The following is a 19271-nucleotide window of genomic DNA, read 5'->3' as shown; positions in this document are numbered from 1 at the left end:
TTTGCTCCCTTATTTATATAACATACAAATCCACTGCCAGCAATCTTTGCTGCGTGCCTAAAATCAATCAATTGAAGTTTCTCTGATAGTTCAATATGATTAAGAGATTCAAAGTCAAATTGTGATTTTTTGCCATACTCTTTTATTACTACATTATCCTCATCACTTTTACCGATTGGAACGCTATCATCAAAGATATTCGGAACTTTAAGTAATTCTGATTCTAATTTTGCTGAAATTTTAGTAAGTTTTCTGGATGTTTCTTTAACTTTTTTAGCAGTATCTTGCAACTCAGGAATCAAGTCTGATACATCTTTTCCATTTTTTTTAAACTTTGGAATTTCTTTTGAATATCTATTTTGATCAGCTTTATATTGATCATACTCAAATTGTAATGTTCTCTTTTTAGAATCCAAATACATAATTTCGTCTAAATCAGTTTTCTCTCCTTTTGCAATAATGCACTTTTTCACTAATTCCGGATTCTTTCTAATAAATTTAATGTCTAACATATTTTGCCTTATAGTCATTTGCCCCGATCCCAGTGAAATAGAAAACGGAGACTTCACAGGACAGGTAAATCGGGATGTCATATAATTCGCCAACTGGCGAATCGTCATTTATAGTCAATAGTAGTCATTATGACAGCGAACGAAGTGAGCGAATGACTTAATGACAGCGAGCAAAGCGAACTTTTTGACAGCGAAGCAAATGACGGCTTTAGCCATTATGACAGCGAAGCGTTATGACCATCTTCGGAAATTTCAATTATTTTCTTAAAATCATTCAGATTCAAACTTGCACCACCAATCAATCCGCCATCAATATCCTCTTGTGCTATCAACTCTCCAATATTAGAAACCTTGATACTTCCACCATACAAAATTGATGTTTCATCAGCAATCTTCTTTCCAAACTTTTGCGAAAGCCAATCTCTTATGAACTTATGAGCTTGCTCTGCAATTTCTGGAGTGGCTGTTTTACCTGTTCCAATTGCCCACACAGGCTCATAAGCAATAACTATATTTTCCATATCTTTATCTGAAATATCCTTCAAGCCAAGACTCAATTGCTTTTCCAAAACTTTTTCTGTTTTCTCTGCCAATCTCTGTTCCTCTGTTTCTCCAATACACATTACAACATTCAGCCCGTTTGAGATAAGTGATGTTACTTTGCGATTTATATCTTCATCTGTTTCATGAAAAATCTTTCTTCTTTCAGAATGTCCAACTAATGAATATTTACATCCGATTGATAAAATCATTTTTGGAGAAATCTCGCCGGTATATGCGCCAAAGTCTTTGTAATAGATGTTTTGCACACCAATATCTATACTATTTTTACTCAGGATCTTTAGTGCGTTTTGAATATAAAGATTTGGCGGAAAAATCAAAATCTGGTTATTATGCTTAAAATTCTTTTCCCAATCTGAAATTCCTTGAAAAAAATCATTAGCTTCTTCAACTGTTTTATTCATCTTCCAGTTGCCAGAAATGATTGTCTTTCTCATTTATTTCTCCTTAAATAAAAAAATATGCTTTCTGCAAAATATATGTTTTTTTTAACCTCACCTCAATCCTCTCCTAAAAGGAAAGGAAGCCAGAATTCTCCTTCTACTTTTAGGAGAAGGAGTTAGAGGATGAGGTAAATCAAAACTTATTTTTAATATCTCAAAAAAAATAAAGATTATCATATTTTGCAAATCTCATAAAAAAATTTAATAACTAATCAACAACTGAATTGGGAACTACAACGCTCTGACAATAACAAAATAAAAAAATAGTAACTCTCAACATTAAATAATGTTCAAAACAGTCCCCGCAATCCCCGCAGACGCGGGGAGGGGAACAAATCCCGTTTGAGCTGGCATTCAGCACCTCACATTCCGCATTCCGCACTAAAAAGTTATTCGCTTTTCTTAATAAATTCTATCTGTTGTTTGGCTGCAGGTCCTAATGTGTGGTGATTCTTTATCTTTTCAAATTCAGCTAATGCTTCAGCATTTTTTCCTTCTTTACGATATATTAAACCTAAATAATAATGAGCCTGGGGATTATTTGGTTCCTTTTCTTTCACTTTTGCAAGATTGAGTTTTGCCGTAGTATAATTTCCTCTTTCATAATACAATTGACCTAAAATCAGACAAACTTCTTTATCAAATTTTATGCTATCTGATTCTTCAAAAGCAAGGATTGCGTCATCTATATTGCCCATATTTTGATAAAAAATACCTAAATTTTTGTAGACTTTTTTTAAAATATAATCTTCTGGTTTGGTGGCAATATAGTCATTGTAAATCTTTATAGCACTTGTATCCTGCCCGATTTTATGGTAGAATAATGCAACTTTTCCAAGAATATCAACCTTCTTTTTATTCAAATTAAATGCTTCTGAATAGTATTTTATAGCATTGGGAATGTCATTTCTCTCTTCATAAATTTGTGCTATTTTAGACTTTATTTTGTATTGGTTGTAATTTTTATTGAAATCAATCAAAATCTGTAAGGCTTTATCTTTCTTGCCAATCTTTTCATAAAGAGTACTTAATGATATATTAATTCTATGATTTTCAGGTTCTCTCTGTAATCTCAGGCTATAGTATTCAATAGCCTTATCATATTGTTTGGTCATATTATATAGCACAGAAAGATTTTTGTATAACTCACTAATTCTGACAGTTTTTGGATTTTCTTCAGTGTCTATTTGTTGGTACTTTTCTAATGAAATAAGGAATTTGTCAATTGCTCCATGATAGTCTTTGGAATTATATAATTCAACACCTTCATTGTAAGCAGTTCCGGCATCATATTCAATCTGCTGAATCTCTCTATCTGTTAATTCTTTTGCGTTAATAAAGCTGACTGACATAAGCAAAATCACTATTATTATTGCAATCTTTTTGGGTTTCATTGTTTTATACTCCTTTTCCCGATAAATCGGGGGCCCGATTCTTTTCGGGACTTCTTTATTTTTATGCTCTTGGATGATAGAGCGAATGAATTTCTTTCAAATATTTTCTGTCAATATTTGTATAAATTTGTGTGGTACTTATACTGCTATGACCCAAAAGAGCCTGTACCACTCGGAGATTAGCACCACCCTCTAAAAGATGAGTTGCAAAGGAATGACGCAAAGTATGAGGAGAAACCTTTGCCTTTATACCAGCTTCCATTACATACTTCTCAAATATCTTCCAGCATCCCATTCTACTTAATTTATTGCCAAATCTATTCAGAAACATTATATTACTTTGTTTTTCCTTAAGTAATTTATTTCTTGCTTCATTAAGATATTTCTGGCAATATTCCAGAGCGATGTTTGATATTGGCACATATCGCTCTTTTCTGCCTTTACCAAAAAGCCTGACCAAACCTCCATTCCATAAAATATCACTAATCCTTAAATGTATCATTTCAGATATTCTTGCACCTGTTGAGTATAGAAACTCAAGCATAGCACGGTTACGCAAGCCATATTTATCATTGGTTTTGACAGAATTAATAAGAGTATTCACCTCTTCAATAGACAGAACATCAGGAAGTTTCAATGAAATTTTGGGAGCAGGAAATTTCTCAAATATTGGCTCATTAATTAATTCCTCTCCCAAAAGAAATTTATAAAAATTTGCGAGTGAACTTCGCTTCCTTGCAACAGTTGTATCTTCAGCTTTGTTCTTATAAAGATAATTAAGAAATTCTATAACCTTTTGAGCATTGACTTTTTTCAAATCCTCATCATTTATAAACGATGCAAAATTCACAATGTCGCTAATATATGCGCTGACACTATTCTCTGTTAAGCCTTTTTCTACTTTTATGTAAAACTTAAACTTATTAATCAAACTCTGATTTTCAGTAGAAATTTTCTTTCTTTTATTTATCTTCATATAAATATTTAGAGGTTATTTTGAATAAATAAGTTGAATTTTTTCAGCATTTTTCTTATAAAAATCTTTTAGGGGTATTTTGATTTGGGGTGAACCCTCCCCAATTATCCCCGAGTAAATCGGGGATAATATTTCATGTGTTAGGATTTTACGGTTTTATCTTTTATATTTTCCCATCAATTGTCCTTGAGCTGTAATATGACCTTCCATTGCTCTTACAATCTCTTTTTTTGATGCTCCAGATTTCAGATTCAACATTGTATCCAATGCATAAACTTTGAAAAAGTAGCGATGTGTTCCGGAAGGGGGACAGGGTGGGTAGTAGCCTATTTTGTGTGCACTATTAATGCCTTGTTTACCAGCAAGATTGAGTCCTTCAATATCTTCTAATAACTCTACGGGTGGTATGTCTTCAGGTAATTCGTTGATGTTTGGGGACATATCATAAACAACCCAGTGTACCCAGGTTCCAGCAGGGGCATCCGGGTCATCACTTATAAGCACCAGACTCTTTGCATCTTCTGGAATATTTTCCCATTTTAAGACTGGTGAGACTCCTTCTCCATCGCAACTATATTTCTTTGGAATCATCTCACCCTCTGCAAATGCAGTACTTGTTATTTTTATTGCCATCTTCGTGTCTCCTTCTTCTTTTTTGATTGGAGAGATAGTTTCTCCTCTATCTAACTTTTTTTCCTTGCAATTTACAAATGTTAATGCGATAATTATGCAAAGCATAAAAGCTAATAGCTTTTTATATCTTGAATTATAGTTTAACATATTATTCTCCTTTTAAATTTTTCCTCATTGCTGAAAGTTCTTTCTCACGATATATTTCCTGATTCACCCTTCGCAGTTCATCCTTCGTAGTACTACGGAGAATGGATGCTACGGAGAACGGGTATATCGGGATTTCAGCACTCCATATTTAATAATTTGGTGGAGAAGAAGGGGTTTGAACCCTCGGCCTCAGCATTGCGAACGCTGCGCTCTCCCAACTGAGCTACTTCCCCACATTATTTCTTTATTCTAATTTTAGAATTTGTTTAATTCCTATTGATTTTTTTTCGTCAATAATTTTTATGAAATAAATACCACTTTTTGCTTTGTACCTCAAATCGTCTTTTCCATTCCATTCAACTATGTTCATTTTGAATTTTCTCTTTTGCATTTTGAATTGCTTAATGAGTTGCCCTTTAACGTTATAAATATTGACTTTTGAAATTTTTGTCAAATTATAATTATTATAGTAAAGTTCAATTCTGATATCATTACGAAAAGGATTTGGGAAGGCTTCTAAAGAAAGTCCAGAGTTTGGATTGCACCTTTCATCAATTGTGTATAGTGTATCCAAACTAACAAAATCAGCTAACACTGGGAGATGGTCAGAAGCATAATAAAGTGCATCCGCAACACTATCGGGAACTGCTGCATTAGTGCTGTCATTAATAGATTGATTAAAATGATTACCATCATTACCAAAATATGTGAGGGTGCTATCTATATATTCAATTCCATTGTCATTATTAATTTCATAAGAAGTAAAGATAAAACCAAACCTGTCATCTAATCCACCGCCAACTCCACCTCCAAAAAAGTTTACCCTTGAAGATTGTGAGTGGACTTCTCGAAAAGTATAATTATTATGCCAGTTTCCAACCTGGTCAGATAAGTCCTGACCTCTTCCAAGGTTGCAACTATCAGCAGCAATTATCTTTTGATATGCTGGTTCAGAACTTGTATAGAAATTCATATCTCCGACAATTATGAATTCTGTTCCTTGTTCTAAATTGTTAAGATGGTTTCTTAAGCATGTGATCTCTACCAGTCTTTTCTGCTCATTTTGTGAACCTTGCGATGATTTTAGATGGCAGCTATAAAATCTAATTGGGTTACCTTCAATTACCATTACATATTCAGCAATATCGCGTCTCGGAGTTTCAATAATATCCTGAGAAATAAGACTTGCTTTTGAAATTTTATAGAAAAGCATATTAGCTGTATAGAATGTATCAGTTAGAGTAAACTCAGCACGAGCATATTGTGTGCCATTAGCATTGAATTTTTGTGCTAAAACATGACGGGTCATCATTGGATATACGCCTGTATCTTCAAAAAATTTCATTATAACATTATCTCTTCCAACTGGCATAAGTTGAGGCCAGGAATATGTATTTTCACAACTTAAAGTAATTCCACTTGGACCCCAAAGTAGAGTTCCTTCTGGAGAAATCTTTTGCATAATAATAACATCGTCAGACTGCCATGCAATAACTGTATTTCCTGAATTAGTAACTGTCACTTTTGGGGAGACATCAAAAGCGGTGCTGTTGGAAAGTTCTAAGCCATCAGCACCCCATACGAAATCACCTTCTGGTGAGATACGATAAGCATAAATATTATTGTTTCCACCATTTCTAATATCCTGAAATGTTAGGATTGCATGATTGGCATTGTCAACTGTCATATCCCAGTCGGTAAGCCAACTCATTGAGGGATGATTGCTAATAAGTATTCCATTATGAGCCCAGAGTTCATCTCCACGAACATCAAATCGTTGTAAGCGAGCATCATAATTTCCAGTTTCATTGGAAAACCAGGAAATATAAGTATCTCCAGTTGAACTCGTTGCGATTTTTGGGAGAGCTTGTGAACCGGTGAGGTCACATACAGCGAAATTTTCTGCAGGATTATTGCTCCATTCAGCAAAGAGAAAAGCTGGAATGAAAAGTAAGAATAGTATTAAATAACTTCTTTTCTTCATAGTTGTCTCCTTTCATATTGAAGATGTTATTTAAAGTTAATAAAATTTTTATCAATATCTATTTTTCAATTATACGACCGTCATGGAATGGTCCATGACGGCTCAGGGGAATATCTATTTTTCAATGTCAAAATTTTTATAACGAAACCCGACTCGGGTTATATACGATACATCGGGATTAGCGAAGTAGGATTTATCCTACGAAGCATTCCTTCATAAAGACTATGGAGTGTAAATCTTAGCGAAGTGGGATCAACTTCTTTATCTCTTTATCTTTGCCATTAACCTTCATTTTGTTGGGTAATTCTGGAGTATTTTTAATACAATTCTTTTCAAACTTTGTGCAAAGCTTGTATTATAAAGTTTATTAACATTTCCAATTGAATCTTCAAAATCTTTATCAAAATATATTTCACCTAAAAAAGGAATATTAAAAGCTTTCACCTGTTCTTTTATAGATAAGCTTTTTGTAAACTTTCTCGATTTACCCGTTCTCCGTAGTACTACGAAGGGTGAATTGGGATATACACTTCGGTCTAACATATTTTCTATGACACCAATTATTGGGACTTTCAATTCCAAAAGGAGTTGCAAGGATTTTTTTACTGTTTGAATTGATAGTTTTGAAGGGGTAGTAATAACGATAAATTCTGCTCTTTTTATTATTCTGATTATATCAAGAGTTGCATCACCGATTCCGGGTGGCATATCTATAATTAAGTAATCAAGAGAACCCCACTGGGTAATTGCGAGTAATTCAATAACCGCATTTGAGATATCAATCCCTCTTAATGGCGAAGGATTTTCTTCAGAAAAGCTAATGATGGATAAAAATTTGATTCCATAATATTCTGATGGCACAATTCCTTTGTCTTCTTTTGGGAATTCATAATCTTTTATGCCTAAAATTATATGTGATGAAGGTCCGGAAAAATCCAGATCAAACAAACCTACCTTATGCCCCATCTTTGATAAAATTAGTGCCAGAGTTGATGCAACAGAGCTTTTCCCGATTCCGCCTTTTCCACCTGCTACAGCGATTATTCGTTTAACATCTTTTAATCTTTTATCAATAACTTCTATTCTTGGGTCCATTTCTTTCACCTCTCACCTGATATTGAATCAATCCAGATTCCTCGTCCTTGTATAATTTCAAAATCAGGACTATTACATTTTGGACATCTGAGATAAACATGGGCAGTTTCTGGAATGAAATGAAGTGATTCTGTTTCATCTTCCGATAAATTTTTTACTGCATTTTTAAATAACCATTCATGTTTACATACTTTGCATTTAAGAATAGCTTTTTCGGATTTTATTTTTATTTTTGCATTTTCCAATAGTTTTTTTTGAGGCTGCATCACTTCTTTTAAAGCGAAGTTAAAAATTTCAGTATCAATGGTTTGCAATTCTCCGATTTTGACAATAATTTCAGATATTTCTTTTAATCCTTCATTTTCTGCAACCTTTAAGGTGGTTGTAATAACAGCATCCGCTAATGCCCATTCGTGCATAATTTACTCCTTAAGTAATTTTTAATATGTATTAATAGAATCTGCAAAATAGATAAATTCTGATAAGTAGGCTGAAAACTAATCACAACTTATCTGAACTTAACTTCTCGTTAACTCCAGAATTCATTAGGGTTAAGGGAAATGTTTTCTTTCTACATCGTTTCAACTGTTTATGGAAACCATTAAAATGGTTGTAGGATATGTGTGTTTAACTCTTATCCACCACAATAAATTGTGGTGCTAATTCTATTCTTATTCCAAAAATTTATGGAATTAGGAATAGCACCCAATTTCAATTGGGTGTAAATAAAATGAGTCATAAAACCTAACCATTTCAACGGTTTACAAATAAAATTAAAATGATTGTCGCCTCTTGATTCCTTTTACCTTAGATAAATCAGGGTATTAATAAAAACAATCTATCTCAATTATTCCATCAGTGTTAATACAAATAACATTTGAACAAAATGGGAATGTATATTTACTATTTCAATTTATTTTGAATTTTCTCTAAAGGTCATAATATCGTGCAATTTCCCATGGATGGGGCACTTTTCGCATATCATTAATATCCTTCCTTCTTGATTCAATCCATTTCTGAAGTAATAAATCTGTAAATACACTTCCATAAGTAAGGTAATTATTATCAAGCTCAAGATTTTGTAATGCTGTTTCAAGTGATTCTGGGAAGGAGGGTATTTTATTCAATTGCTCTTTTGAAAGATTGTATAGATTTGTCTCAAGCGGGCCAAAACCTTCTTTTACAGGGTCTATTTTATTTCTTACACCATCTATACCAGCCATTATGATAGCTGAGAATGCAAGGTATGGATTACAGGTTGCATCTGTAGGTCTGTATTCAAATCGTCTTTCTTCTGGATTTTTTACATAAGCCGGGATACGGATAGCGGCAGAACGGTTTCCTTCTGCAAAAACTGCTTTTGATGGAGCTTCCAATCCAGCAATTAGCCTTCTGTATGAGTTTGTTGTGGGATTTGTTAATGCTGATAACGAAGGTGCATGTTTAAGAATTCCTCCAATGAAATATAATGCAGTTTTGCTTAATTTATAGAGTCCATTATCATCATTGAAAATGTTCTTTCCATCTTTTAATAAGAACATATGTAAATGCATACCATTACCAGCTTCACCTGGAATAATTTTTGGCAAGAATGTGATTATCTTATTGTGCTTATTAGCGATTCTATGACATATATTTTTTATCAAGACATTCGCATCAGTGGCTAATTGTATTGGCATAAATTTGAATTCAATCTCGCCTTGAGCACAGCCTACTTCGTGATGATGATATTTTACATTTAATCCTATTTTTTGCAAAGTATTAACAATTTCATTTCTTATTTTAAATATATGGTCATTTGGTTCTGAGCGGAAATATCCACGATTTTTTGCTAATCTATAGAATTCTTCTCCTTGAGGTGGGCTTGCCATTTCACTGCTTTCCAAACGATAAGATACTTCTCTATTATTTAATGTGCTGTATAGATCATCAAGTACATTGAATTCCATTTCCATAAGAACTTTCATTTCATCAGCAATTCCATCATTCTTTAATATATTTAAAGCTTTCCTTACAATATGTCGTAAATCATGTTCTAATCTTTTACCTGTTTTTGTATCGTATATATTACAAAAAAAGTAAAGAATTTTAGATTCTTCATTTACCGGATCTTCAAATGCAAAATTAAGGTCTGGTTCGAATATCATATCAGATTGTTCAACTTTTGCATATCCAAAATTTGACGCATCAAAACCTATTCCATATTTCATTATTTGTTCTGAAAAATTATTACTCGGAATAGTTACATTTCTTAATCTGCCTTCAATATCAGTAATATAAAAAGATATGAAATCAATATTATTATTTTTGATGAAATCAAGAACTTCATTGCAATTTTTAAAAGATAACATTCAAACTCCTTTTTTTAAGTTATTTGGAGTATCCGAGTCCCTGGATTAAGAAGATGACAGAGTCGCTCCCAAGGTGCCGAGACACCCCCCCATATATTTTGGTAAGTTATGTATAAGAGTTTGCAAAGTTTACTGCGAATGTTCAATAATTTTCAATTCGCCAAAAACAACATCTGCTTTAATTTTAAGATAGCTTTTACTTTCATCAAAACTTTTTGTTTTATATTCTGATGAACCTAAAGCAGCCACACTACCTTCTGGCAATCTTGCACCCGCAAAAACTGAATTTATTTTAATTATTGTTGGAATTTCGGGATTGATTTCTATTATTCCTTCACCAAAAACAGTGTTTACTTCCACTTGAATATTTTGGTCTGTTAGAGATATGTCAGATAGGTCTATAATCCCTTTTCCAAAAACAACATTATAATGATTGTCATAATTTCTTGCCTTAACAGTAGAATCACTGAAGATAATAGTATTATGGCTTGTTCTAATTCCAAAAGTTCCAAACAGGATTCTTAATCCAATGTAAATAAAAATAAAAGCAAAGACAATTGAGAAAAAGGGAATTCTAATATGAAATATTGCTTTAATTAAAATACTTAAACCAAGCAGAACAATAATAAAGCCCCAGAAGAAACTACTAAATATAAAATTCATTTTCACACCATCCTCCAATTTTTTTAATTATGGGTTAATAATTGAAAGTTACGAATTATTTTGTCAATTTTAGAATTTTTTGTCTTAATTCGTCATTCATCATTCATTGTTCGATATTCAATATTCATAATATTGAGTATTCAGGTTTTGATAACAATCAACGGCACAAACATCTCTTCCTTACTCATTCCACCGTGATATCCGATAAGGGATTTTTCTTCTTCACCCAGGACAAAATCTTTAATAATATAATTTTCCTTCATTATTAATGTATAATCACCAATCCTATCAAATAATTTTTTATTTGGTTCATAAAGTCCAAAGAAGTTCTTCTTAATCAGATCTTCACTTTTATATAATTGGCAAGCATAATTCAAATTATTTAAAATGTAATTTTCAAATTCTTCTGTTTTTGATGGTCTTACATAACAATATGCATTTCGTGCATCACCTGATAATGGTAGTGTGAGCGTTTTTGCAAGTTCTGGGTGGTCCTTTAAATATATCGTTTTTGATTCATTTGTATCAATGAAACCATGGTCAGCAGTGATTAGAATGCTTGTATCAGTATTATGTATTGATTTCAATAAATTTGAAAACTTAACATCTAATTCTTTGAAATGTTCCTTAACTTCATTGCTGTTTGCCCCAAACTGATGAGAAAGGTAATCAAATTCCGGCCAGTATGCGTATATAAATTTTTTCTCATTATTATATTTTAGTGCTTTCTTGACTTTTTTGATAAAATCTTTAATGCTATTTTTGTATAAACACATTTTAGGTTCTTTGTTGTATGTTTTATTATAAGCTGAATTAATTAATTCTTTCTTTGTTACAACATAAGATTTTCTATTTATATTTTTAAATAGATTACTTTGATAAAATATCATTGCTGTATTTATTTCATTAGAGTTAAATGGATTTCCTCCGTATCTTGGTATGAATGGTAATATTGCTGAAATTGTGCCTAATTCTTTTAAGTATACAAACCAGCCGGTAATAGCGTGCTGCTGTGGAGCAACACCAGTTAGAAATGAAGTAATGCTCGCTGCAGTTGTTGAAGGATATACAGCGGTTAACTTATCATGTAAGTATTCAGAAAAAATTGACCCTTCACCATTAGCCATTAAATATTCATAGCCCAAACCGTCAATAACAACTAAAAGAATATTTTTTGATTTTGATAGCTCGGTTGAATCTATTGAATCAAGTGGTTCATACATTGGTTTGTCACCACAAGCAGAAGTTATACTACTCATCAAATTTACTATACTTCCATTTTTGTAATTTGGATAAATCATATTATGATTCCTTTTTTAATAGTTTTTTGTTAATTTATTAAAGTTATATTTTCCTTCCTACAGGTGCAAGATAAACAACATATTCATCATTTCCATCCAATTTTAAGAAATTATCTATTGCATCTTGATCATAAGCAGCAATAGCACAAGTTCCACATCTAATCGCTTCACAGGCAAGATAGAGGTTTTGACAGATATGTCCAGCATCAAGGAGCATTGCTTTATGAGCAAGGATACTATATCTCCATTCTCCTCTGTATGGAATGCAACTCCATATAAATACTACTGCACTTTCGCCAACAAAGTTCTGGCTGAATACTGCTTTATTGAGTTCCTTTGGCATATTATCTTTATCAAAAAGGAATAACAATTGGTGAGTTAAAGGAAGATAGCGATAAACGCCTTTATCAAGTTCACTTACTCTATTTACAGCAAGGTATGTTTCAAAAGGATGCCTGGCGCCTGCAGATGGAACTGGTCGGAGGGTTGCATAACCATCTCTGATGATTTTCTCAACACCTTGAGTTGCCCATAATAAAAAGGATAATTCTTCTAAAGATAAGGGTTTATCTGAATATTGTCTAATGCTTCTTCTTTCTTTTAAGCATTTATAAAGGTCATTCTTTTTTAAAATATTTTTATCAACTTCGGGTAAGTTGATAATTCTTCCATTTTTATCATAAGGTTTTTGTAAAGGAGGAGGTGGCAAATTTCTTTGTTGGTCAGTTGTTCCTTTAAATTGTTTATGATTGGATTTCATAAAGTTTCTGTAAATCTCAATTTTTTCTTTCATGATTTTCCTAATTTTGAATATTCCATTATGCTTTAGTTTTTATTTTTTTACTTCATACAATATTTATTTTCTTATTTTTTATTTTTGAGACATTTTTAAAAATCGCTAAAAACTTGACAATAAAAATTATATTAAAAGTATTTAGACTGACGGTTGGTGTAGACCGAGGGTTTAGTTTATTTATAAGGCTTTAAGGAGAAAATATGGTTAGAATAATTAAAAAATATGAAGAAAGAAAAAAAGAAATAGTGGATACAGCTCAATCACTTTTCTATCAAAAAGGATATGAAAAAACCTCAGTCAATTTCATCATTGAAACGATTGGGATTTCCAAAGGCACTTTCTATTATTATTTCAAATCCAAAGAAGACCTTTTAGATAGTATTGTTGAAGAATTCACAAAAGAAATTATTAGCAAATTAGAACCAGTAGTAAATAATAATTCATTGGATGCGATTACAAAATTAAATGAATTCTATCGTCAGGCAGGTATGTATAAAGCTGAAAACATAAGTTTGATAAAAACACTTATAAATACCCTCTACAATGATAAGAATTTACTTCTGCGTTACAAGATGAACAAAAGGGCTGTGGAAACAACACTTCCTTTGTTGAGTAAGATATTCGAACAGGGGAAAAACGAAGGTTCATTTGATATAGAATATCCTGTAGAAACCGCCCGTATCATCCTGCTTTTTGGAACCTCCATGGGAGAATATAATGCAAAATTAATGATGAGCCTGGATGAAAATCCTGATAACATCAATGAGTTTCAAAGGCATTTGAATTTATATCAGATGTCTGTCCAAAGAATATTGGGCGCTCCGGAAGGTTCTATAAAGATATTTGATGAACAAATTATTGATGCAATTATGGAAAAATATAATGAAACATATATGTCCCGAAAACAGGTCGGGACGCATCCGTCTGGGCGCCGAGCCTGAAAGGATCATGAAAATTTGAAGACTATTTGGAGTCGGCAAGTCTCTTGCCGAATATAGCCGAGGGACTCGGCTACTCCATATAACTTAAAGGTGATTTCCAGATGAAAGTTAAAATATTCTTTCTGTTGATTTTACTTTGCTCTCAAATCCAGGCAGAGGTTTTCAAATTTAAGAACGACTTCTGGAGTTGGGCAACAATATTTGATGAATCCAGCTCTCAAAAGTATCATCTTGGAGTTCAATATAAACCGACGATTTCATTGAATATGATACAAAAAGAAAAATTCGGGATTGACTTTGAAACTATTGCTAATTTTTCTTTTGAATATAGAAAGAATGATTCAATATCCTTTGAGGATAAGGATGCTGAAATTTATCGTGGATGGATGAGATATTCAACTAATCAGCTGGAAGCACGGATTGGTTTACAGAAGATCAATTTTGGTCCTGCTCAGCTTCTTCGCTCTCTCAAATGGTTTGACACTATTGATCCCCGAAACCCCCAGGAAGAAACGGAAGCAGTGCGAGCAGCTTTATTCAGGTATTATTTCCTTAACAATGCAAATGTCTGGTTCTGGGGAATCTATGCGAAAGATGAGCTAAAAGGGTTGGAAAAACTTACATCAAAAGAAAACAGTTTAGAGTTCGGTGGCAGAATCCAATATCCTTTTGAATTCTGTGAAGCAGCTCTTTCCTATCATCACCGAGAACTGGAAGTTGATAATACTTTTGAAAACAGATTCGGGTTTGATGCCCGTTGGGATTTTGAGATAGGATTATGGATTGAAGCAGTTGCATCTAAATACAGCAAAAATGAATTTACTCCAAACTGGGAAAAATTCCTGACAATCGGAGCGGATTATTCAATCCCTTTTGGAAATGGATTATGCATACTTTGTGAACATTTTATTTACTCAAATTCTTCAAAAGTACTTAAAAGTAATTATGAAACAAATTCTACTGCAATCTCGTTGAATTACCCAATTGGTTTATTAGATAATATTTCTACTATTCTAATTTATGACTGGAAGAATAGAAATTTTTATAGATATCTTTCCTACCAGCTTAATTTTGATTATTGGAGTATTTATTTGAATTTATTCTGGAATCCTGAAATCAGCAATTTAAGTGCAAATCAAACATCAATGGATGGTAAATCAGTTCAAGTGATGGTGGTTTATAATTTTTAGGATTCTAATTTCGAGTCGTAAGGAACGAAGAGACAACGACTCTAGAAAAAAAGGCAGGTGGCTAAAAAAATGAGGTGAATATGAAAAACGGACTTATCAAAATCCAAAATATGACAAAGCATTACCCGATGGGTGGAGGAAAATTTACCGCATTGAAAAATATCAATCTGGAATTTTCAAAAAGTGAATTCACAGGAATAGTTGGACCAAGTGGTTCAGGGAAAACAACACTCTTAAATATCATCGGTTCACTGGATACGCAAAGTGAAGGAAATGTCTGTGTTATGGGAAATTCTGTTGATAAACTTTCAGCTAAAAAAGCTGCAAAGTTAAGGAGCGAACATATCGGTTTTATTTTTCAAACCTATAATCTCCTTCCGGTTTATACGGTTTTTGAAAATGTTGAATTCCCATTATTGCTACTAGGAATGGCTGCACCCAAACGCAAGAAAGCCGTTGATAATGCACTTGAATGGCTTGGATTATCAGATAAAGTAAAATCAAAACCTGCACAGCTTTCTGGTGGAGAATGCCAGCGAGTGGCAATAGCCAGGGCTATAGTAAAAAAACCGGACCTTGTTCTGGCAGATGAGCCAACCGCCAATCTGGATGCAGAGAATTCTCATCATATATTAAAGACTATGAAAAAAATCAATAAAGAGTTAGGAACCACTTTCATTTTTGCAACACATGATGCCAAAGTGATTAAATATCTAAGAAGAAAAATTTCACTTCTGGATGGAAAAGTGGATAAAGACGAAATAGTGAATGGAGGATGATTATGATAATCAAACTCGCTTATAAAAATATTATCGGTGCAGGTTTCCGTACATGGTTGAACATATTCATACTTTCACTTGCTTATTTTGGAATTATCTCTCTGCAGGGATTTTTCATTGGTTGGAAAGACGATGCTTCCAGGGAAATCCAAGAATGGGATATCGGCGGCGGACAATACTGGCAGCAGAATTATGATCCTTACGATCCATTTTCTTATGAAGACAGCCATGCTCCTATTCCGAAAGAATTAGTCAATGAAATTGAACGAGAGGAAGCTATTCCAATTCTTCTTGCACCTGCAACCATCTATCCTGATGGTAGAATGCGCAGCATTATTTTGAAAGGTATCAATCCTGCTCAGAAGTTGCTTAAGATTCCAACAAAATACATAAGTGAAAATGATAATCAATTAGAATGCATTATCGGAAAACGGATGGCAGATAATTTGAAACTACAGCAAGGAGATTTTGTTACTGTGCGCTGGCGAGATAAACACGGTGCTTTTGATGCTGTGGATGTGAGGATAGTTCATATTTTTGAAACAACCGTGCTTACAGTGGAAAACAACCAGATATGGATTCCATTGAACACTCTGCAGAATATGCTGGGATTACCAGGGGAAGCTTCCATAATTGTGGTAAAGAGTGAAGATTTCGCTCCAGAACTTGCTGACTGGGAACGCAAAGATATTAACTTCCTTTTGCAAGACCTGAATTCTATGATACAAGCAAAAACCATCGGTTCTTCAATTATGTATCTGTTGCTTCTTTTTCTGGCAATGATAGCGATTTTTGATACACAGATACTGGCAATTTTCCGACGCAGAAAAGAAATGGGAACTATGATGGCTCTTGGAATGAGTCGCTCTAAAATAATCAGACTATTTACTTTAGAAGGCTCTTTACATGCAATTCTGGCAATTCTTCTCGGTGCCATTTATGGAATTCCCCTTTTGAAACACTTCCAAAAAGTAGGAATGAATATCGGGGTTGATGCTGCAGAATTCGGCTTGAGCGGATTAGAGAATGCTTTATATCCGGTTTATGGCTGGAAGCTGGTGGTTGGAACGATAATTCTGGTACTGATAACAACAACCATAGTTAGTTTTCTTCCTACCAGAAAGATAGCGAAACTGAAACCGACCGACGCCCTGCGTGGAAAGATGACAAAATGAAACCTCACCCCAACCCTCTCCTGCAAGGAGAGGGAGTTCGCTCGTTCAACCGTCCCGGTTGAATGAAATGTTAAAGCCGACCGTATCGGTCGGGAAAAAGAAAATGTTACAGGTACGATATACAACACCGAGACGGTGTTGAAGAGAAACTAATGGTTCAACCAGGATGGTTGAACCAACATGGTAAAAAAGGATAAAACAATGTTTAAATTTTTAACAAAAGGACTTCTAAGAGATCGCACCAGGAGCTTTTTCCCTATTCTGATCATCTCTGCCGGAGTGATGTTAACGGTAGTAGTTTACAGCTGGCTTATGGGTTATCTCACGATGACGATTCAGGAAAATGCCCGTTTTGATACGGGTCATGTTAAAATAATTACAAGAGCTTATCATGAAATGATAGACCAGAAACCTTTTGACCTGGGTATTATCGGCATCAAAGAAATGGAAGCTGAACTACAGAAAGAATACCCGGAAATGACCTGGCTGCCACGCATCTATTTTGGAGGTCTGCTGGACCTGCCCGATGAAAAAGGCGAGACCAAAGAGCAGGGCGAAGTAATGGGAATGGCAGTTGACCTGTTCTCAAATTCAAAAGAACTTGAACTTCTAAACCTGGATAAAGCAATCTATACTGGGAAACTTCCTCAAAAAAGCGGGGAGATCCTCATCAGCTATGAACTGACAGAAAAACTCGGAATTAAGCTCAACGACAAAGTTACAATAATCAGTTCTACCATGTACGGTTCTATGGCAATGCAGAATTTCACGGTGAGCGGAACTGTTATTTTTGGAATAATGGGAATGGACCGCGGAGCTGTGATAACCGATATTTCAGATGCACAATTACTACTGGATATGGAAAATGCTGCCAGTGAGATTTTGGGATTCCTGCCCCTATACAACCAAGAACAAACGATGATCATAGCTGATAATTTCAATAAGAAATTTATGGATGAAAAAGATGAATTCTCACCTGTAATGCTGCCTTTAATTTCTCAGAATAATCTTGAGATCATGCTTTCTATGATCAATGAAAGATCGGGTATGTTCATTTTCATATTTGTATTCTTGATGTCGCTTGTGCTCTGGAATTCCGGTCTGATGAACGGTATTCGCCGCTACGGAGAGATTGGAGTGCGATTGGCTATCGGAGAAAGCAAAGGTCATATTTATCGCTCAATGATATTAGAATCTCTATTTGTGGGAATAGCGGGAACTGTGATAGGCACGGCGACAGGACTGATATTTTCCTATATCCTGCAATATATCGGAATTGATATAAGCTCATTAATGAAGGATACAAAGATGATAATGAGCACAACTATGAAGGCACAAGTAACTCCGGTGAGTTATTACATCGGTTTCCTGCCCGGAGTGCTTTCCTCTGTAATTGGAGCAATGATACCCGGTATTGGAATTTATAAACGAAATACAGCACAATTATTCAAGGAGTTGGAAACATGAAAAAGAACATTTATCTTGAAAAGGTTTATAAGATATTTCTTCCTGCTAAACTTTTTCAATGGTTGGTTTTATTATTTTTTATTTTAATGACAAATTTTCTTTATGCTGAATTTCCTGATGGGAATGAACTTATCCGAAAAGTAGATGATAATATGTATTCCAGAAATGCAGTATCAACTTCACGCATGATAGTGCACGGAAGAAGAGGAAGCAGAACAATGGAGATAAAATCCTGGGCAGAAGGCGAAAACAGGTCTTTCTCCGAATATCTTTCTCCACCCAGAGATGCAGGAACAAAAATGTTGAAACTAAAAGATAAACTGTGGATATACAATCCGTCTTCAGATAGAATTATTCAAATATCCGGTCACATGCTGCGTCAATCTGTGATGGGTTCCGATCTTTCCTATGAAGATATGATGGAAGAAAATGAACTGACTAAAATATATAATGCGGAAATTACAGGTGAAGAAATTATTAATGAAAGAGAGTGCTGGGCCGTTCTATTAAGCGCAAAGGTGGAAGATGCAGCATATCAAACCAAAAAGGTGTGGATAGATAAAGAACGTTATCTTCCACTGCGAGAGGAGCGTTTTGGGAAAAGCGGGAAACTGCTTAAAACCACGGAGATAAAAGAAGTCTTCAAGATAGGGAAACGCTGGTATCCTAAAAGAATGATATTTAAAGATGTTCTAAAAAAAGGCAAAGGAACAGAATTTATCATAGATTCCATTGAGTTTGATGTGGAAATACCGAAAGCAATATTTTCCAAAGCATCTTTAAGAAAGTGATGCTTTTTATTTTTTCGGGAATATTGACACGGTATTTCCAAGATAAAAAATTAAGTTTCTGCAAAATAAAAA

General features: G+C 33.9%; 18 protein-coding genes and 1 tRNA gene. 6 read left to right on the top strand and 13 right to left on the bottom strand.

Translation table 11 applies throughout. The features are described 5' to 3' along the window. From U9R23_02105 to U9R23_02045, 13 genes are all read right to left on the bottom strand, one after another. A partial coding sequence (locus U9R23_02105; protein ID MEA3475229.1) for a serine--tRNA ligase occupies positions 1–512 on the bottom strand: 512 nt, incomplete at its 3' end. A 215-nt stretch (positions 513–727) separates the two neighbouring features. Next, entirely contained in the window at positions 728–1510 is a 783-nt protein-coding gene (tpiA, locus tag U9R23_02100) for a triose-phosphate isomerase (GenBank protein MEA3475228.1), read from the bottom strand. Between the two features lie 395 nt (positions 1511–1905). Continuing rightward, a complete protein-coding gene (locus tag U9R23_02095; GenBank protein ID MEA3475227.1) occupies positions 1906–2910 on the bottom strand; it encodes a tetratricopeptide repeat protein in 1005 nt (334 codons plus the stop codon). 61 nt (positions 2911–2971) lie between these two features. Then, a complete protein-coding gene (gene xerD / locus U9R23_02090; GenBank protein ID MEA3475226.1) occupies positions 2972–3886 on the bottom strand; it encodes a site-specific tyrosine recombinase XerD in 915 nt (304 codons plus the stop codon). 156 nt (positions 3887–4042) lie between these two features. After that, on the bottom strand, positions 4043–4666 hold the full coding sequence (locus tag U9R23_02085; GenBank protein ID MEA3475225.1) for a YbhB/YbcL family Raf kinase inhibitor-like protein: 624 nt from the start codon (positions 4664–4666) through the stop codon (positions 4043–4045). Positions 4667–4823: 157 nt separating this feature from the next. Continuing rightward, positions 4824–4899, bottom strand: a tRNA-Ala gene (locus U9R23_02080). A gap of 11 nt (positions 4900–4910) precedes the next feature. Continuing rightward, positions 4911–6650 (bottom strand): T9SS type A sorting domain-containing protein, encoded by a 1740-nt coding sequence (locus tag U9R23_02075; GenBank protein MEA3475224.1) that lies wholly within the window; start codon positions 6648–6650, stop codon positions 4911–4913. 288 nt (positions 6651–6938) lie between these two features. Then, entirely contained in the window at positions 6939–7745 is an 807-nt protein-coding gene (locus tag U9R23_02070; GenBank protein ID MEA3475223.1) for a P-loop NTPase, read from the bottom strand. A 5-nt stretch (positions 7746–7750) separates the two neighbouring features. Then, positions 7751–8164: a hydrogenase nickel incorporation protein HypA gene (gene hypA / locus U9R23_02065; protein ID MEA3475222.1), complete on the bottom strand. Its 414-nt coding sequence runs from the start codon at positions 8162–8164 to the stop codon at positions 7751–7753. A gap of 510 nt (positions 8165–8674) precedes the next feature. Beyond that, complete coding sequence (gene glnA, locus U9R23_02060; GenBank protein MEA3475221.1) at positions 8675–10096, bottom strand: type I glutamate--ammonia ligase; 1422 nt, start codon at positions 10094–10096, stop codon at positions 8675–8677. 129 nt (positions 10097–10225) lie between these two features. Then, the gene (locus U9R23_02055) at positions 10226–10759 is read right to left on the bottom strand and encodes a LiaF-related protein (protein ID MEA3475220.1); all 534 of its coding nucleotides are present in this window, start codon (positions 10757–10759) and stop codon (positions 10226–10228) included. Between the two features lie 140 nt (positions 10760–10899). Continuing rightward, complete coding sequence (locus U9R23_02050) at positions 10900–12060, bottom strand: alkaline phosphatase family protein (protein ID MEA3475219.1); 1161 nt, start codon at positions 12058–12060, stop codon at positions 10900–10902. Positions 12061–12103: 43 nt separating this feature from the next. Further along, positions 12104–12853, bottom strand: a complete 750-nt coding sequence (locus tag U9R23_02045; GenBank protein ID MEA3475218.1) for a SagB/ThcOx family dehydrogenase — start codon at positions 12851–12853, stop codon at positions 12104–12106. 203 nt (positions 12854–13056) lie between these two features. Here U9R23_02045 and U9R23_02040 point away from each other — a divergent pair, with 203 nt between their 5' ends. From U9R23_02040 to U9R23_02015, 6 genes are all read left to right on the top strand, one after another. Further along, on the top strand, positions 13057–13797 hold the full coding sequence (locus U9R23_02040) for a TetR/AcrR family transcriptional regulator (protein ID MEA3475217.1): 741 nt from the start codon (positions 13057–13059) through the stop codon (positions 13795–13797). A 101-nt stretch (positions 13798–13898) separates the two neighbouring features. Beyond that, the gene (locus U9R23_02035; protein MEA3475216.1) at positions 13899–14987 is read left to right on the top strand and encodes a hypothetical protein; all 1089 of its coding nucleotides are present in this window, start codon (positions 13899–13901) and stop codon (positions 14985–14987) included. 80 nt (positions 14988–15067) lie between these two features. Next, on the top strand, positions 15068–15766 hold the full coding sequence (locus tag U9R23_02030; protein MEA3475215.1) for an ABC transporter ATP-binding protein: 699 nt from the start codon (positions 15068–15070) through the stop codon (positions 15764–15766). 2 nt (positions 15767–15768) lie between these two features. Then, positions 15769–16941 (top strand): FtsX-like permease family protein, encoded by a 1173-nt coding sequence (locus U9R23_02025; protein MEA3475214.1) that lies wholly within the window; start codon positions 15769–15771, stop codon positions 16939–16941. 201 nt (positions 16942–17142) lie between these two features. Further along, positions 17143–18408 (top strand): FtsX-like permease family protein, encoded by a 1266-nt coding sequence (locus U9R23_02020; protein MEA3475213.1) that lies wholly within the window; start codon positions 17143–17145, stop codon positions 18406–18408. Then, positions 18405–19199: an outer membrane lipoprotein-sorting protein gene (locus U9R23_02015; protein ID MEA3475212.1), complete on the top strand. Its 795-nt coding sequence runs from the start codon at positions 18405–18407 to the stop codon at positions 19197–19199. The genes U9R23_02020 and U9R23_02015 overlap by 4 nt, the downstream gene beginning before the upstream one ends. The last annotated feature ends 72 nt before the right edge of the window (positions 19200–19271 follow it).

This window comes from Candidatus Cloacimonadota bacterium, assembly GCA_034722995.1.
In the GTDB taxonomy this organism is placed as follows: Bacteria; Cloacimonadota; Cloacimonadia; order JGIOTU-2; family JGIOTU-2; genus JAGMCF01.
This window is presented reverse-complemented; position numbering and strand designations above follow the sequence as displayed.

What these genes read in the sequence shown, in the direction of transcription:
- U9R23_02085 (MEA3475225.1), bottom strand. Translation starts at nt 4,666, where the DNA reads ATGTTAAACTATAATTCAAGATATAAAAAGCTATTAGCTTTTATGCTT.
- U9R23_02070 (MEA3475223.1), bottom strand. Translation starts at nt 7,745, where the DNA reads ATGGACCCAAGAATAGAAGTTATTGATAAAAGATTAAAAGATGTTAAA.
- glnA (MEA3475221.1), bottom strand. Translation starts at nt 10,096, where the DNA reads ATGTTATCTTTTAAAAATTGCAATGAAGTTCTTGATTTCATCAAAAAT.
- U9R23_02015 (MEA3475212.1), top strand. Translation starts at nt 18,405, where the DNA reads ATGAAAAAGAACATTTATCTTGAAAAGGTTTATAAGATATTTCTTCCT.
- U9R23_02095 (MEA3475227.1), bottom strand. Translation starts at nt 2,910, where the DNA reads ATGAAACCCAAAAAGATTGCAATAATAATAGTGATTTTGCTTATGTCA.
- U9R23_02030 (MEA3475215.1), top strand. Translation starts at nt 15,068, where the DNA reads ATGAAAAACGGACTTATCAAAATCCAAAATATGACAAAGCATTACCCG.
- U9R23_02020 (MEA3475213.1), top strand. Translation starts at nt 17,143, where the DNA reads ATGTTTAAATTTTTAACAAAAGGACTTCTAAGAGATCGCACCAGGAGC.
- U9R23_02045 (MEA3475218.1), bottom strand. Translation starts at nt 12,853, where the DNA reads ATGAAAGAAAAAATTGAGATTTACAGAAACTTTATGAAATCCAATCAT.
- U9R23_02040 (MEA3475217.1), top strand. Translation starts at nt 13,057, where the DNA reads ATGGTTAGAATAATTAAAAAATATGAAGAAAGAAAAAAAGAAATAGTG.
- U9R23_02075 (MEA3475224.1), bottom strand. Translation starts at nt 6,650, where the DNA reads ATGAAGAAAAGAAGTTATTTAATACTATTCTTACTTTTCATTCCAGCT.
- U9R23_02050 (MEA3475219.1), bottom strand. Translation starts at nt 12,060, where the DNA reads ATGATTTATCCAAATTACAAAAATGGAAGTATAGTAAATTTGATGAGT.
- xerD (MEA3475226.1), bottom strand. Translation starts at nt 3,886, where the DNA reads ATGAAGATAAATAAAAGAAAGAAAATTTCTACTGAAAATCAGAGTTTG.
- tpiA (MEA3475228.1), bottom strand. Translation starts at nt 1,510, where the DNA reads ATGAGAAAGACAATCATTTCTGGCAACTGGAAGATGAATAAAACAGTT.
- U9R23_02055 (MEA3475220.1), bottom strand. Translation starts at nt 10,759, where the DNA reads ATGAATTTTATATTTAGTAGTTTCTTCTGGGGCTTTATTATTGTTCTG.
- U9R23_02035 (MEA3475216.1), top strand. Translation starts at nt 13,899, where the DNA reads ATGAAAGTTAAAATATTCTTTCTGTTGATTTTACTTTGCTCTCAAATC.
- U9R23_02025 (MEA3475214.1), top strand. Translation starts at nt 15,769, where the DNA reads ATGATAATCAAACTCGCTTATAAAAATATTATCGGTGCAGGTTTCCGT.
- hypA (MEA3475222.1), bottom strand. Translation starts at nt 8,164, where the DNA reads ATGCACGAATGGGCATTAGCGGATGCTGTTATTACAACCACCTTAAAG.